The sequence below is a fragment of the Bacillus sp. FSL E2-8868 genome (assembly GCF_038005505.1).
Lineage (GTDB): Bacteria > Bacillota > Bacilli > Bacillales > Bacillaceae_G > Bacillus_A > Bacillus_A mycoides.
The window spans coordinates 105,358-121,166 of record NZ_JBBOTI010000002.1 but is presented as its reverse complement, the minus strand read 5'-3'; the positions used below and the strand labels follow the sequence as shown (position 1 = coordinate 121,166).

The 15,809-nt window shown below is 31.9% G+C and carries 11 protein-coding genes and 1 pseudogene; all 12 read left to right on the top strand.

The window, feature by feature from the left end:
- Positions 1 to 416: 416 nt before the first annotated feature.
- The 12 genes and pseudogenes from NSS74_RS11555 (at position 417) to NSS74_RS11500 (ending at position 15,685) form a co-directional block, all read left to right on the top strand.
- Complete coding sequence (locus NSS74_RS11555; protein ID WP_002032159.1) at positions 417 to 1,178, top strand: ABC transporter ATP-binding protein; 762 nt, start codon at positions 417 to 419, stop codon at positions 1,176 to 1,178.
- 16 nt (positions 1,179 to 1,194) lie between these two features.
- Complete coding sequence (locus NSS74_RS11550; RefSeq protein WP_002141797.1) at positions 1,195 to 3,042, top strand: ABC transporter permease; 1,848 nt, start codon at positions 1,195 to 1,197, stop codon at positions 3,040 to 3,042.
- 350 nt (positions 3,043 to 3,392) lie between these two features.
- The gene (locus NSS74_RS11545) at positions 3,393 to 4,559 is read left to right on the top strand and encodes a hypothetical protein (RefSeq protein ID WP_012260947.1); all 1,167 of its coding nucleotides are present in this window, start codon (positions 3,393 to 3,395) and stop codon (positions 4,557 to 4,559) included.
- A gap of 347 nt (positions 4,560 to 4,906) precedes the next feature.
- Positions 4,907 to 5,593 carry a response regulator transcription factor gene (locus tag NSS74_RS11540; protein ID WP_002085507.1) on the top strand — a complete coding sequence of 229 codons (687 nt, stop codon included), beginning with the start codon at positions 4,907 to 4,909 and terminating at the stop codon, positions 5,591 to 5,593.
- Complete coding sequence (locus tag NSS74_RS11535) at positions 5,590 to 6,672, top strand: sensor histidine kinase (RefSeq protein ID WP_340813632.1); 1,083 nt, start codon at positions 5,590 to 5,592, stop codon at positions 6,670 to 6,672. Before NSS74_RS11540 ends, NSS74_RS11535 begins: the two co-directional genes overlap by 4 nt.
- Positions 6,673 to 7,197: 525 nt before the next feature.
- Positions 7,198 to 8,511, top strand: coding sequence for a D-alanyl-D-alanine carboxypeptidase family protein (locus NSS74_RS11530; RefSeq protein WP_340813631.1), 1,314 nt, complete (start codon positions 7,198 to 7,200; stop codon positions 8,509 to 8,511).
- Between the two features lie 754 nt (positions 8,512 to 9,265).
- Positions 9,266 to 9,781, top strand: a complete 516-nt coding sequence (locus NSS74_RS11525) for a transglycosylase SLT domain-containing protein (RefSeq protein ID WP_002141806.1) — start codon at positions 9,266 to 9,268, stop codon at positions 9,779 to 9,781.
- A gap of 142 nt (positions 9,782 to 9,923) precedes the next feature.
- Positions 9,924 to 11,081 (top strand): acyltransferase family protein, encoded by a 1,158-nt coding sequence (locus NSS74_RS11520; protein ID WP_340813630.1) that lies wholly within the window; start codon positions 9,924 to 9,926, stop codon positions 11,079 to 11,081.
- 89 nt (positions 11,082 to 11,170) lie between these two features.
- Positions 11,171 to 11,302, top strand: a pseudogene (locus NSS74_RS11515) (Fic family protein); the annotation flags it as partial.
- Between the two features lie 162 nt (positions 11,303 to 11,464).
- Complete coding sequence (locus NSS74_RS11510) at positions 11,465 to 12,496, top strand: VanZ family protein (protein WP_002141808.1); 1,032 nt, start codon at positions 11,465 to 11,467, stop codon at positions 12,494 to 12,496.
- 169 nt (positions 12,497 to 12,665) lie between these two features.
- Positions 12,666 to 13,259, top strand: a complete 594-nt coding sequence (locus NSS74_RS11505) for an SGNH/GDSL hydrolase family protein (RefSeq protein WP_002141809.1) — start codon at positions 12,666 to 12,668, stop codon at positions 13,257 to 13,259.
- Between the two features lie 452 nt (positions 13,260 to 13,711).
- Positions 13,712 to 15,685: a penicillin-binding transpeptidase domain-containing protein gene (locus NSS74_RS11500; RefSeq protein WP_002141810.1), complete on the top strand. Its 1,974-nt coding sequence runs from the start codon at positions 13,712 to 13,714 to the stop codon at positions 15,683 to 15,685.
- Positions 15,686 to 15,809 lie beyond the last annotated feature (124 nt).

Sequence of the window (15,809 nt, the reverse complement as noted above, 5' to 3'; positions counted from 1 at the left end):
TTTATAAAGGATGCAGCAATGATTCTTTTTTTGTGAGATGGGGAAAAGGGATTTTTTATGTGCAATTTACTATAAGGAGTTAGATTTCTGTATAGTTTTTATTTGCAATTCATTGTGTTTTCTTAACAAAACACCTAGTGCTTTCTTATCTTAAAGGGGAACATATTTATTACTTAGATTGTCTATTACATGCATTACTAAAAATAGATATTCAAATTAAATACAATAAATCCCGTTTGATACCTATTTTTATGTATTACAAAAGTATGAAAGGACTTATTATTTTGAAAAATAAAAGGATGTGTATTGGTGGTGGACAAGTTTAATACTTTTACAGATGAAGCATTGCAAGTAGAAACGAAAAAGACATAACTCAAACAGTAGCTTATCAATCATACAAACGTAGGAGGATATATATGACGAAACCAGTTGTAGACGTGAAAAACGTTCAAAAAGTGTACGGTAAAAAAGGTGAGAATCAATCACACGCATTAAAAGGTGTTTCATTCTCGATTCAAGAGGGGGAGTTTGTCGGTATTATGGGGCCATCTGGTTCTGGCAAAACAACATTATTAAATGTAATTTCGACACTTGATAAAGCGACAGGTGGTGTTATTGAAATTGCAGGAACGGATATTACGAAAATGAAACAAGGTGAGCTTTCAGATTTCCGTTCACAAAAATTAGGGTTCATTTTCCAAGATTTTAACTTATTAGAGAACTTATCTATTTATGAAAACATTGCACTTCCACTCTCCCTTAAAGGTGTTCCATCACGAAATATTGGGCCGAAAGTAGAAAAGGTAGCTGATATGTTAGGAATTTCAGCAATACTTCAAAAGTATCCATCTGAAGTATCTGGTGGACAGAAACAGCGTTCAGCAGCAGCACGTGCACTTGTGCATGAGCCGGCAATTATCTTAGGGGACGAACCAACAGGAGCTCTTGATTCTAAAAATGCAACGAGTTTACTTGATGCCATGACAAGCTTAAATAAAGAGAAAGGTGTATCTATTATGATGGTTACACATGATCCGTACAGTGCAAGTTACTGTCAGCGTATTTTATTCATTCAAGATGGTGAGCTATATAAAGAAATTCATCGCGGTGGTATACGTGAAGAGTTCTATAAAGAAATTTTAGACGTACTTGCAGATTTAGGCACACAAAAAGCGTAAGAAAAGGGGTTTGGGCATGTTATTTAAACTTTCCATGTCAGGGTTAAAAAGTAAGTTACAAGATTATATTGTCTTACTTGTTGGTCTTATTGTATCTATTTCAATTTTCTATATGTTTCAAACGCTAGCACTAAATAAAGGGTTCCTTGAATCTAATGCACATGTGGGTCCTATTGTATATATATTCCACATTGGTTCCTTTTTATTAGCAATTGTAACATTTTTTTATATTTTATATGCAAACTCTTTCTTATTATCTCTTCGCCAAAAAGAGTTTGGCATGTACATGATGTTAGGAGCAAAAAAGCATAAAGTTACCTTACTTATGTTTATCGAAACAATCGTATTAGGTGCCGCATCTCTTGTAATCGGAATTGTAGTTGGTGTAGGACTTGCAGAGGGTATCGGTCGGTTATTAATGAAACAATTGGAGTTAACTGGAGAAGGTTACAAAGCTTTGTACATTCCATCTATGGTTGTTACTTGCATCTTCTTCTTTGCATTATTTGTACTATCAGCAAGTATGAATAGTATTAAATTATCACGTATTTCTGTATTACAACTTGTACATGCAGATGCACAAACAGAGCATGTCGCGGTAAAAGGAAAAATGGCAGCTGTAGTTGCATTCCTTGGTCTGATTTTGCTAGGTATTGGTTATGCATCACTGATCTATATACCACATGAAAAAGATCTAGGAACCGTTCCTAAATTAATGGCTCTTGGATTAATCACAGCAACAGTTAGTACTTACATGTTATTTGGATCACTTCTCCCAGTTATGATTAGAAAGTTAAAGAGTAATAAAAAACGTAGTGAAAAAGGGCTTAATGCTTTTACTTTTGCTCAATTAAACTTCCGCATTAATGGCCTAACAAATGTGCTTGCAACGGTAGCAATTCTAGTGGCTCTTGGCGCTGGTGGAATTGCGTGTGGTCTGGCATTTAAAAACGACGTTCTAAAGCAGACTGATAAAGGAACAATTTACGATTCGGTAGTTCATAATCCAACAGCGGAAGAAAAGGACATTTTGAGTGGTATCTTATTCCAAGAGAATCTTGAATATCGCTACAAAGTAGATGATAAGTATGTTTATTATATAAAAGAAGATTTAGAGAAAAATCGTCCTTTAGTAAAAGATAGAAAAAATGAGAAGATAATGAAAGTTTCAGAAGAGATTCCCATGGATGCATTTGCATTGTCAAGACAATGGGGTAAAGAGGATGCGGAATCAAAACAATGGAGAGAAGCTTTCGAAACAATTCAGCCAAATTATATACATCCTGATCATAAAATAAAAATTGTAGATCAAAACATATACGATAGTATGAAAGATACAGAAAATACGGTGTTTATTGGGAAAACAGATGTTTTTGGAGCATACGTAAAAGAATGGAAAAAAATTGATGAATTGCAGGTAGTTAAATATAAAAATGTGAAAGTGGAAGAACTGGATAGTAAGTATCAAACATATAAGGCGAATCAAAGTTTTTCCAGCGGACTAATGTTTATGGGGTTCTTCGTTGGAATTGCGTTTTTAGCAATGATGGCAAGTTGCTTAATGTTTAAAATTCTATCTGGCGCATCTAAAGATAGTATACGTTATCAAATGCTTCGTAAAATTGGTGTTCGCCGGGAATTATTAACACAATCGATTTATAAGGAGTTATCCTTCGTATTCTTAGTCCCAGCAATTATCGGTATTGTTCACATATTAGTTGGTATGAATATGTTTGGCCCTCTTTTAATCGATCCGTATTTTCGAATTTGGTTACCAATTGTTATTTTCATAGTGATTTACTCGATTTACTACTGGATTACAGTTCAATTGTATAAAAGAATTGTACTTCCGAAAGAAGGTTAATGTAATAATGTTATGTATACTAAGTATCATCATAATTGGCCCCCGTTATGATGAAGGGAAAGGAAGTGGGAAAATAGTATCGTTCCTACATTGAGTACTACTTTAACCTTATTTGTAGGAACTCTTGCACTATCCCCTTACAATAAAATTGAATAATCATCCCATATTAATTGTTAACTATAACCGGAATTTTGACAGGATGGAACAATTATCAAAATAATATCTTGTATAAATTGTGTCTATTATAGCTATTATTTAAAATTGGGTCTGCACCAAAAGAGTGTAAATAAACATAAAACTTGTAAACCTTATTCATCATAAGGATTATCGTTTTAGAAAAGGAGTGTGTGTTGAAAAAATTTTTAAAGGTAATTTTAATCTTATTAGTAATATTTATAGGAATTATGTTGGGAAGCATAATTTTAAATAAAACATATCATACAGAGTTTAAGTCTTTAGATAACACGGATCAAAAGATGTTAAAAGAATTAGCTACTATTTATAAGAGCTTTGAAGAATCGAGTGATAAACTTTGGAATGAAGATTATCGCTTTGAAAAAATGCCATTGGTTCTGATACGTAGTAATAAAGACGGGGGATTCTTTAGACAAGAAGCTTATGCAGTTAATGTAACGGGATTAGAAAATAGTATTTTTGCAAAGGAAATAAAAGTCTCAAATTCTCTGCATCTACCTAAAGTCTATCGCTTAACTCGTTTTGATTTTAGAACTATTTCTACCTGGTTTCCTTGGAACTTTGGGACAATAAATATTAATGATATGGATGTATTTTATTTAAAATATCATCCTAAAATGTTTAGTAATCCAGATTTATATTTTGATTTTTCATCTTTCTTATTACATGAAGGTTTTCATGCTTATAAACAAAAAGATTGGACATATGATGCAAATGGTGGAGAGTTTATTCACGAATATCCGATTAATAAAGAAAATTACGCGCTAATGGGATTAGAATTTAAGCTATTAGATAAAGCAATGATTGATACAAGCCCAGAAAGTATTAATCAGGCATTATATGATTGGACAATTGTACGTAACTATCGCTATAAAAAATGGCCTCAATTAATTGGAGAAACAAAAACTGAAGCAATAGAAGGTTCAGCACGATACTTAGAGTATCGTTATAGTAAGTTAACTGGTGGAAATCTTATGGTACTTGCAAAGAAACAGAAGCCATATCATGTTACTTTTATGGAGGCGTTCAACTTCGTTGCTAATGGACAGGCAGAATCTCCAAAGTTTTTAGAGCGGAATATGAGATATGAGACTGGTTCAGCCCTTGAATTAAGCATGGACAAAGCAAATATTCCATGGAAAGAAGCTATTGAAGATAGTGCAACCAAACAAGGAAAGACACCATATGAAGTATTAAATACGTACTTTAATATAAATAATACGCCCACAATTGAAAATAAAATCAAAGAAATTAAAGAGAACAATGACTATGAAACACTTTTAGAACAAGGAGAAAAACTGGTTAAAATAAGTAACGAGTAAAGAAAATAAGATTTGAAAAAGAATTTCCTTTAATGAGCGTATTGAAGAGGATTCTTTTTTCATTTTATAAGTTATATAAACTACAGGTGTAATCAAAAAAGTTTAATTAAAAGAAGGAATCTCAAAATAATTATTTTTTATTAAAAGCTAAATTTAATGAAGAAGAAAACTTATTAATTGTAAATGGATCTAAAGAAAATTTCGAACAATATTTAAGACATTATCTTTTATACCGATTATGTTATTTTGGCGCTTTTAATTGCAAGTATATACTAAAGAGAGGATAGAAATGTACCACCTGCTTTTGCCTTTAGTTGTTCAATACGAGAAAAATGTGGAGGAATATGATGGAGTCAAAAATTCTTATTGTTGATGATGATAAAGAGATTAGAAATCTTATCTCTGTTTATTTGGAAAATGAAGGTCTGAAAACTCAAAAGGCAGAAGATGCTATTGAAGCTTTAAAATTGTTAGAAGAAAAGAAGTTCGATCTTATTATTTTGGATATTATGATGCCTAATATGGATGGTATTGAAGCATGTATGAAAATTAGGGAAGAACGAAATATGCCTATTATCATGCTATCTGCAAAATCAGAGGATATAGACAAAATTCAGGGGCTAGCGTCTGGTGCCGATGATTATTTATCAAAACCGTTTAACCCGTTGGAGTTAATCGCTAGAGTAAAATCCCAATTAAGAAGGTTTAAAAAATACAATACGCATACAGATAATAATAAAAGCATCTTAGAAATTGGTGATTTAACCGTGAATACAGATACACGTCAAGTATGGGTACGAGGAACGGAAGTAAGGCTAACTCCAAAAGAGTTCGATATACTCAAACTACTTGCTCGTAACAAAGGAATTGTTCTCAGTGTTGCAAAAATATATGAAGCAGTTTGGAAAGATGCTTTTTATAAATCGGATAATACTGTCATGGTGCATATTACAAAAATAAGAGACAAAATTGAAGAGGATTCTAAACATCCAATTTATATTAAAACTGTTTGGGGAATTGGGTACAAAATATGAAGAAGGTTAGTTTTAGAAATAAGATAATTATAAAACTTCTTGGTGCTGTTGCAGTTAGTTTTTTTGTTTCGTTTGGTTTAACAATCCTCACTTTTCTATATGTCATAATACCATTAAATCTAAATCACTATCTTGATGATCTTAGTACATTTGAAAATAATATGCTTACATTTCTTATATTCGCGTTAGCAATCTTTACTTTTATAATCATTTTTTTGATATTGGTTCGAAAGAAAATAATATATTTAAAGCTCATTTCTGATAGTGTTAATGATATTGCCAATGGAAAGCTGGGTTTGACAATTGGGATTGAGGGAAAGGATGAATTGACTCATCTTGCTCAAAATATTAATTATATGTCCAAGGAATTGGAGAATACATTTGAACAAGAAAGACAATTGGAACGTACAAAAAATGAACTCATAACCAACGTATCTCATGACTTACGCACACCGTTGACATCTATTATCGGCTATGTAGATTTATTAAAAAGAGGGCAATACGACAGTAAAGTACAATTACAGGAGTATCTCGAAACCACTTATTTAAAATCACAGAGATTGAAATATCTAATTGATGAACTATTTGAGTACACCCGTTTATCAGACATCGATGCTAAGTTAAACATTAACGAAGTTGATTTATCAGGCTTGTTGGAGCAAATAGTTGGAGAATATATTCCTATATTTGAAAAGGTAGGTTTAAGTGTTCAAAAATCAATAACGGAAGAAACAATACCTATTTTCATGGATGTAGAAAAAATGGTACGTGTTTATGAAAATCTGTTTATGAATGCGATAAAGTACAGCATGAAACCATCCGAATTATCAATATGTCTTGAACTAATAGGTAACAAAGCAATTTTGAAAGTATCAAATAAAGTCGAGAAGCCGCCTGTTAGCGATCCTAATAAATTATTTGAAAGGTTTTTCAGGGGTGATAAGGCCAGAAAAGATGATCAAGGAAATGGACTGGGACTCGCTATTTCAAAAAGAATTGTTGAACTTCATAATGGTAATATACATGCAGAATATAAAGTAGGCTGGATGTCCTTTATTGTTGAACATCCAATTAAATAGAATGGCTTATGGAATGAAAGGTTCCATAAGCTTTTTTTTTAAAACTTAAGAAACTTCTTAAGTTAATAATTCAAGTAGGCCATTCATAGTAGACATGATACTGATAAGTTAATTTGATTTATTATTATAAAGTGATTAATCGAATAAAGGGGAAGTTCATTGATATGAATAATGTAAGAGACGATAGTAAATTTAGCAACCAGTGTGTTTTGGTATTCAACCGGGGCACACTGGTTTTATTTTTTTATAAATGTGGAACAAATGTATTACTTAGATTGTCTATTAAGTGTAATCCTAAAAGATATGAAAGTACAGATCATTTCGAAAAATACAAGGGTATTAAAAAGAGGGATATGTGTGGGAACACTAAGTGTCAGTGTGCCTAAAAGGGTGGGATGAGATGGTCTATATGAAAGTGGTTCTAATGTCTTATATGTATATAGAATTTGATAACGCTGTCTATTTTTTGGAGGATTATGTTAAAATAACGTTTTTTTGAGTACAAAGATATTGGAGGTAACAGAAGTGAAAAGTATGTTTTGCAAGAGATTTATTACAATAGTAACAGTGCTTACACTATTTTGTAGCATGGCCGTTCCATTTGGAAGAGCATCAGCGGAAACAGTTCCTGCTATAGACGTAGAAGCAGGATCAGCAATTTTAGTAGAAGCAAATTCCGGGAAAATTTTATATCAAAAAAATGCAGATGAATCATTAGCAATTGCTAGTATGACAAAAATGATGAGTGAATACTTAGTTCATGAAGCGGTGGATAAAGGAAAACTTAAATGGGATCAAAAAGTTAAAATTTCTGAATATGCATATAAGATTTCGCAAGATCGCTCATTATCAAACGTTCCATTAGAAAATGGTGGCTCTTATACGGTCAAAGAGTTATATGAGGCAATAGTAATCTACTCTGCAAACGGTGCAACAATTGCTTTAGCTGAAGAGATTGCTGGAAAAGAAGTCAATTTCGTGAAAATGATGAACGATAAATCAAAAGAGTTTGGAATGGAAAATTATAAATTTGTAAACTCTACAGGTTTAACAAACCATGATTTAAAAGGACATCACCCAGAAGGGACAACTCCAGACGAGAAAAATAAAATGTCCGCAAGAGATTGTGCGATTTTAGCACAACGTCTTATTCAAGATTTCCCGAAAATATTAGATACAGCAAAAATCCCTAAAAAAACATTCCAAAAGGGTGGCAAGTATCCGATTGATATGACGAACTTTAACTGGATGTTAAAAGGCTTAATTAAGCAATACGAAGGTGTAGATGGGTTAAAAACAGGAACTACTCCAGAAGCCGGAGATTGTTTTACTGGTACAGTAGAAAAAAACGGTATGCGTCTAATCTCTGTAGTTATAAAAGCAAACTCTCATACAGCACGTTTTGATGAAACAAAGAAATTATATGATTATGGATTTGCAAATTTTGAAGTGAAGAAGGTCTATGGAAAAGATTCAGTAGTAAAAGGTCATGAAACAGTGCGAGTAGCAAATGCAAAGGACAAAGATGTAGTTGTTCAAACGAAGCAAGCTGTTTCACTTCCAATGCCAAAGGGCAACAAAGACGTTTATAAAAAAGAATTTAAAGTATCGAATAAAGAACAAGAAGCGCCTATTAAAAAAGATGTAACAATTAGTAAAATGACTATATCACCTAAAGATAGTACAGATCCTGGATTTTTATCAGGTAAATCATTACAAGTAGACCTTGTAACAAAATCTGAAGTAGAACAAGCAAATTGGTTTACACGTTTAATGCGCGAAATAGGATCTTTCTTTAGCGGTATGTGGAATAGTGCGGTTGATATAGTAAAAGGCTAACTTTGTAGGATAAAACTAAATATTAGCCTGAAATAAAAGGTTTCAAAGTATTATAGATTCTTATGTGGATGGCTTGGAATGGAAGATTGCATTAATTCTCAAATCTGGTTCTTCGGAACTTTCGGTATTGCAATCAAGCTAAGATAAATTTGTATCCATATAATCAAAAAACGCTATTCTTTTTGTAGAAATATACAGAAAGGATGGCGTTTATTATGAATTGTTCGATTCAAAGGGTTCTGGTGCAAGGCTAGTTTAATAAAGTTACATGATGAAAATACATTCATTATTCCATCAAGTGACAATAAAAATAAATACCTGGTACTTATTCCTGTTATTAAATTTTATAAAAATTTAATAAAATCTTTTCTTCTTATTAAATATTTTGTTTTAAATTAATTATATAAAGAAATGGAGGCCGAAAAATGAATTTTTTAAAGAAATTTAAGTATCTTTTTATAGTGTTTATCCCTATGTATATAGTTATTCTTTAATTTCAATCGAATAAAAAAGCAAGGTATTCGAGAAAAAAGTACGGTACCATACAGAGAAAACGCTCTCCCATACAAAAGTAAATTGTACCGAAAGTGATAAAAGCGAATGTTATATGGAGGGAACTCCCTAATAAATTCACCTAAAAATCGGTAATTAATGAAACAAACAATAACAAAATGATACATGATTACGAGTTAATATCCCCAAAAGATAGGATTACTAGTGACAATCTTTGATACTGACAAGTGAGGTGACGTCGATGAGAGGGACATTAATAAAAAGTGGAGTATTTATTTTAGTTTTAACAGGAGGGCTATATCTTACAAAATACGCATATGACCATCATACTAACCGAGTTAAAGTAAGAGACACGATTCAACAAATATCAATAGAGCATGGTATACCGCCATGGATTCCTTTATCTATTGCATTCCATGAAAGTAAGTTTGATCGAAACGCAATTGGAGATCAGGGCACATCATTTGGACTGTTTCAGCTTCATCGAGGTGGACTAGCACCTAAAGATTTAACGAACGAAGATTTGAAAAATGCAGAAACCAATACTCGAATTGCAATATCTAATATGATAAATGCATATAACCGTGGTTTACAGCAAAATTTAAAAGGACCAGAGCTATTAAAATATGTTGCTAATACCTCAGGGTGGCCTGGGAATAAGGGTGTTCAATGGACAAATAAGCAGACAGACTATAACGAGGGTTTAGAAAACAGTTTTAAAATGTTTTCTAAACGACAATATGATTTTATAGAATGAAATTTCTTTTTTCTTTCTATTATTATATAACTTATGCCTAAATACGAAAGTTTCCTAAAACAGATACATAGATTGACTTTGTACTGCTTATATTAGGAATTTAAAGAAACAATATGTATAATTCTCCCACTACAATAGTATAGTGGCCTTTATTAACAGCAAAATCTACAATTTACAAGGAGAACATTTTATGAGTAAGAGAATAAAAGAATTAGATTCCATACGAGGGTTAGCGGCACTGACAGTGGTATTTGGACATTTTTATTTAATGCTACCATCGTTGCCTAATTCTATTAAATTTTCTCCGCTTAGGTTTTTATGGGCTGGCGGGGAAGCTGTAATCGTTTTTTATGTACTCAGTGGTTTTGTGTTATCTATGGCACTTTATCATTCAAAAACAAATTATTGGGGATATTTAATTAAGCGATTTGTACGAATCTATATTCCTTATTATTTTTGGATAATCAGTACCTTTGCTTTATTTATTTTGTTCTCGCCGTATGAAGTGGCTGGACTACGGGATTGGTTCTATGATAGGTGGCAAGGGTCTATAACAAAAATAGATATTATAAACCATTTTGTGCTTCTTAATAACTTTTTTACGGAAAATTATAATCCAGTTATCTGGTCATTGGCTCAAGAAATGCGTATATCTATTGTGTTTCCGTTGTTATTCCTTCTTTTTTATAAACTGAGTTGGAAGAAAACGATACTATTTGCTTTGAGCTTTTCTTTAATTAGTGTTTTCCTTAATATGTTGCATATAGGGAAAGCAGAGGGATTTTATAATGGTTATGCCGATACACTGCATTTCACATCGATGTTTATGGTTGGAATGTTACTTTTTAAGCATCAGGAAAAGCTTATCTACTTATATAGGAATATGAAAAAATTTAATAAAGGATTTCTTATTGCATTAGGGATTATTCTATATTTATATTCCATTTTAATTTATGGTTTTTCCCGTAATGATACTACTTTCTTATTAAAAGATTGGGGTGTCGTAATCGGTGTTAGTATATTTATAATAATGGCTATGAGTAACCTAAAAGTGAAAGCATTTTTAAATAAGAGTGTATTTGTATACTTAGGAGAAATTTCATACAGTATCTATTTGTGTCATTTTCCAATCATGATGGTACTATTTAAACTTTTGTATACAAAGATACCTATCTTTTTCCTTCTTGCTTTGTGTATTTCAATGACAATACTTTTTTCTATAGTTTCGTATCATTTAATTGAAAAGAAATGTATCAACTGGGCAAAACAAAGAACAACAAATTTTCGAAAAAAAGTGTAATGCTTGAAGGAATTTTATTTCTTTAGTAAATATACGAATATGACCGATTCCTAAGTATATTAGGAATCGGTCAATTACGGATTCTATATAAATATACTAAAATTGAACAAATTTTTAATTTTATACTTAACTCCAAAAATCCTCTTACTAAAGAGAATCTTCGTAACGTTTTTCCAGACATAGCCGAAAGTACAATTAGTAAAACGCTAGTTTCCTTGTAGCTGCTTGGTCAAATAAAGCTGGTTTCAAGAGGGAGAAATGCTCAATGTATACAGGTTTAATTCTGTATTAATAATTATTAGGGGTAACAACATATCGCTATCTATATCTAAAATGTTATATAAAACTATTGAATATTTTATTCGTAAAAACAGAGGTGTAAAATGAATTTTATTTCCGAACTACTTGTTACCTTTGCAATTCCTACAATACAACTCACATTCTTGTTACTACTCATTTTTGTTTTTAGCTACTTTTTAGTATACAAAAAGGTATGTAAAGGAGGGGGGGAATTTACCGTACAACAAGTTATATTGTTTATATTGATAATAGGATATTATTCCCTTGTATTATCAGCTACTTCATTTGGTCGTCCAGATGATATAACTTTTGCAAGAACAATTGACTTTGATGTACTTAGTGTTTATAAAAAAGCATGGAATACCTTTTCATTTTCTTCTTTTTTCCATATCATTGTGAATATAGGTATGCTTTTTCCGTTAGGAATTTTATTACCTTTATTTAGTAATGTTTTTCAAAAAACAAAATGGATGTTAATCAGCTCAATTATAGCAAGTTTATTGATTGAAATCCTTGAATTTACAATGCAACGTGGAAGTATGGAACTAGCCGATTTACTTCATAATACTTTAGGAATGATGCTAGGATATTCTATGTTAAATATAGTTCTTATATTGTTGAAGAAAAAAGAAACAGATACACAAATGACCAAATATTTATTTCTTCCGATTACAGTAAGTTTTGTTGCACTTGGAATAATGATTTCGTATCAAATGAAGGAATTTGGGAATATGCCTTTAGATCCCATTACAAAAACAGACATGACTGATGTCACTATAAAAACATCAATAGAGTTAAAAGACGAAGGTAATAAAATGCCTGTTTACAAAGAGGAAATTACAAAAATGCCTAATGACAATGAGCCAGTTACAAAAAAATCACATATTCGAGATGTCGAAATTCTGTCTCCCAAAGAAGTATTTCAAAAACTAAAACAAGGAGACTTTGATCCTATAATATCTTTCAAAGCAGGTGATACATTAGTCATTACAGATTATAATATAGATTACTACGCTGATACAAAAGGCTTTTCTCAACCTATATATGTTTTTCAAGTACGCTTAAATGATAATGGGAAAGATAGTTGGTCTCAACCTATTTCTGCGAGAAGATAACGTAGATTTTCATGTTTTTGTTCATGTGAAATAGTTTAATCGAGTTGTCTTGCTCATTTGAAAAATCTCCCATGGAATTTAATTGAAATTGAAAAACATTTAAGAAGAACAATTACGCTGTGGGCTATTGTATAGTGTAGATATGAATAACAAAAAAGGGGGACTATATATGTGGAAGCGATTTGTAGCGATTGGTGATAGTTTTACAGAGGGGATAGGGGATGAAGTTGAGGGAATAGCATTAAAAAGCTGGGTAGATCATTTTGTTCAACTGTGTGTAGATGATTTAAAATATGCTAATTTTGCAAAACGTGGGTTAGTAACTAAAGAAATTCGCTCACAGCAATTGGAACAGGCATTAACTTTTAATCCAGATTTGGTTAGTCTAATTGCAGGTGCAAACGATGTTTTAAAAGGACGTTGGAATCATCATGCATATAAGAACGATATGGAATTTATGATAGATACATTAAGTAAAACAGATGCTGATATTATTATAGCAAACCTTCCAGATTTTACAGTTCGGCTTCCGTTTCCTTCTGAAAAAAAACAAGTATTAAAAGAACAATTATTAGAGGCAAATGAAGTTATACTTTCACTGAGTAGAGAGTATAAGCTACATCATGTTGACTTTTGGAATCATCATTTAGTTAATGACAATACGCTTTGGTCTACGGATTTAATTCATCCAAACTCAAAAGGATATGTAAAAGTTGCTGAATTGATTTTTAGTAGTTTGCCTGTACATGACTCTTTTAAATAAGCTGTAGAGAATGACCTAAACTCCTGTCGCATGCTGTACAGGGGTTTTTGGTGCGAAAAAGAAGGATATAGAGTGCCTATAAATTATACTTTAAGTAATTCTTTTTATTGTTTATATTTTTGTTATTTTCTGTTGCAGAATCCTTAGTATAAGGATTCTTTTTTTGTATCAATAATCTATAAAGAAAAAAGATGAAATTGGCGGAAATGAACTAAAAGGTATTTTAAATGAATTGTTAAAACAACACTAATAATGATAACGTTCGCTAAATATATTCGTCGTTTGTAAGAATCTTAAAATCCTCCCTTTTGGATGCAGCTTACCCATAAATTTAATTTTTTTGTAAATGTGGAACTATTTCATTACTTACACTGTCTATTAAGCGTTAAAACATTTTTTATTTAACATATTTAGAAAGGAATAATCATTTTTAATTAAGGGAGAAGATTGAATTGAAAAAAATATGGATGCTGCTTTTCTTTTGTTTTGGAGTTATGTTGGTAGGATGCAATAAAGATGAGCCGCCAAAACAAGCATTTGAAGAATATATCAATTTATGGAATGATAAAAAATTTACAAATATGTATGATTATTTATCAGAACATGCAAAAAAAACGATTTCTAAAAAGGAGTTCACAGAGAAATATCAAAAAATTTATGAGGGTATTGGAGTTAAGAATTTAAAAATTAAAACGAAAGGAGCGAATACTAAAGATAAAGAACTTTTTCTTTTTGAAGTTAATATGGATACGGATGGAGGAACAGTTTCATTCATCCATGAAGCAAAACTCGTGAAAGATAAAGATAAAGAATCTTGGAAAATAGATTGGACACCAGACTTCATTTTCCCAGGTATGAAAAAAGATTACAAAGTACGTATGCAAACAGAGCAAGGAAAACGCGGAGAAATATATGATCGAAATGGAAAAGGGCTTGCAACGAATGGTAAAGCGACTGAAGTTGGAATTATTCCAGAGAAACTAGGTGAAACGGCAGCGCAAACGAAAGAAATAGTAGCACAATTACTTGATATGTCTATAGAAGAGATCAATCAAAAGCTCGCAGCGAAATGGATAAAACCAGATTCCCTTGTACCAATTGGTATTTTAAAAGAGGGAACGAGACAGAATGATTATATTGAATTAGAAGGAGTTTCATCTCGCCCAGTAAATATTCGTACGTATCCATTAGGAGAAGCAGCGGCACACTTAACGGGATATATAGGAAAGGTAAATGCAGAGGAGTTAAAATCGCTTCAAAAAAAAGGTTATCAAGCAGATGATTTAGTGGGTAAGACAGGTTTAGAGAAAGTATTAGAGAATAAATTGCGTGGTGAAAAGGGTGGACGCGTATTTATGGAAGATGAGAACGGGAAAGAGATTAAAAACGTAGCAAAACAAGAAGCAAAAAAAGGGGAAAATGTTACGTTAACTATTGATGCTGCAATTCAAGAAAAAATCTTTAATGAGATGAAAAATGAAGCAGGATCTAGTGCAGCGGTCAATCCTAAAACGGGTGAAACAATCGCACTTGTAAGTAGCCCTGCTTATAATCCAAATACAATAGTTAGAGGAGCATCAAAAGCTCAACGGGAAGCATGGAATAATGACTCGAAACTGCCAATGATGAATCGCTTCACACAAGCATTTGTACCAGGTTCCGTATTTAAAACGATAACAGGTGCAATTGGTTTGGAAACAAACACAATAAATCCTAAGGAAGAATTTAAAATTCAAGGATTAAAGTGGACAAAAGATTCATCTTGGGGAAATTATTATGTAACACGTGTGAAGGATGCTAGTCCAGTTGATTTTGATAAGGCAATGAAGTACTCTGATAATATTTATTTTGCTCAACAAGCTTTGAAAATAGGAAAAGATCAGTATGTAAATGAATTTAAGAAATACGGATTTCATGAAAAATTACCAATTGAATACGAATTCCCTATTTCAATCATTGCAAAAGATGGGATAAAAAATGATATTCAACTAGCAGACACGGGGTACGGACAAGGACAAGTATTAATGACACCTCTTCATTTAGCATTGACTTATGCACCGATTGTCAATGAGGGTAACATTCCGTCACCGCATCTTATAAAAAAAACAAAAGAAGCGGGAAATTGGAAAGAAAATGTGATTTCTACCAAGAATCAAGAGATATTAAAAAGTGCGTTAATAAAGGTTATTAATGATCCTGATGGTGCTGGGAGAATTGCTAAAGTTGATGGTGTAACTCTCGCTGGTAAGACAGGTACAGCAGAACTGAAAGAATCGAAAGAAGCAGAGGGTAAAGAACTTGGATGGTTTGCAGCTTTCGATGCAAGCGCGCCAAATATGATTGTTACCATGATGATTGAAGATGTAAAAGGAAGAGGCGGGAGCAACGTTCCAGGTGAAAAAATAAAACATGTTTTTCAGAAATAATACTTAATTAGAAGGTGAAATTTACTTCTTTAGTAAATATACAAACCTTACCGATTCAAGATTATATTAGGAATCGGTTAATTTATGTCTAAACGCAGATTTTATGATTTTAATAATCGTATTT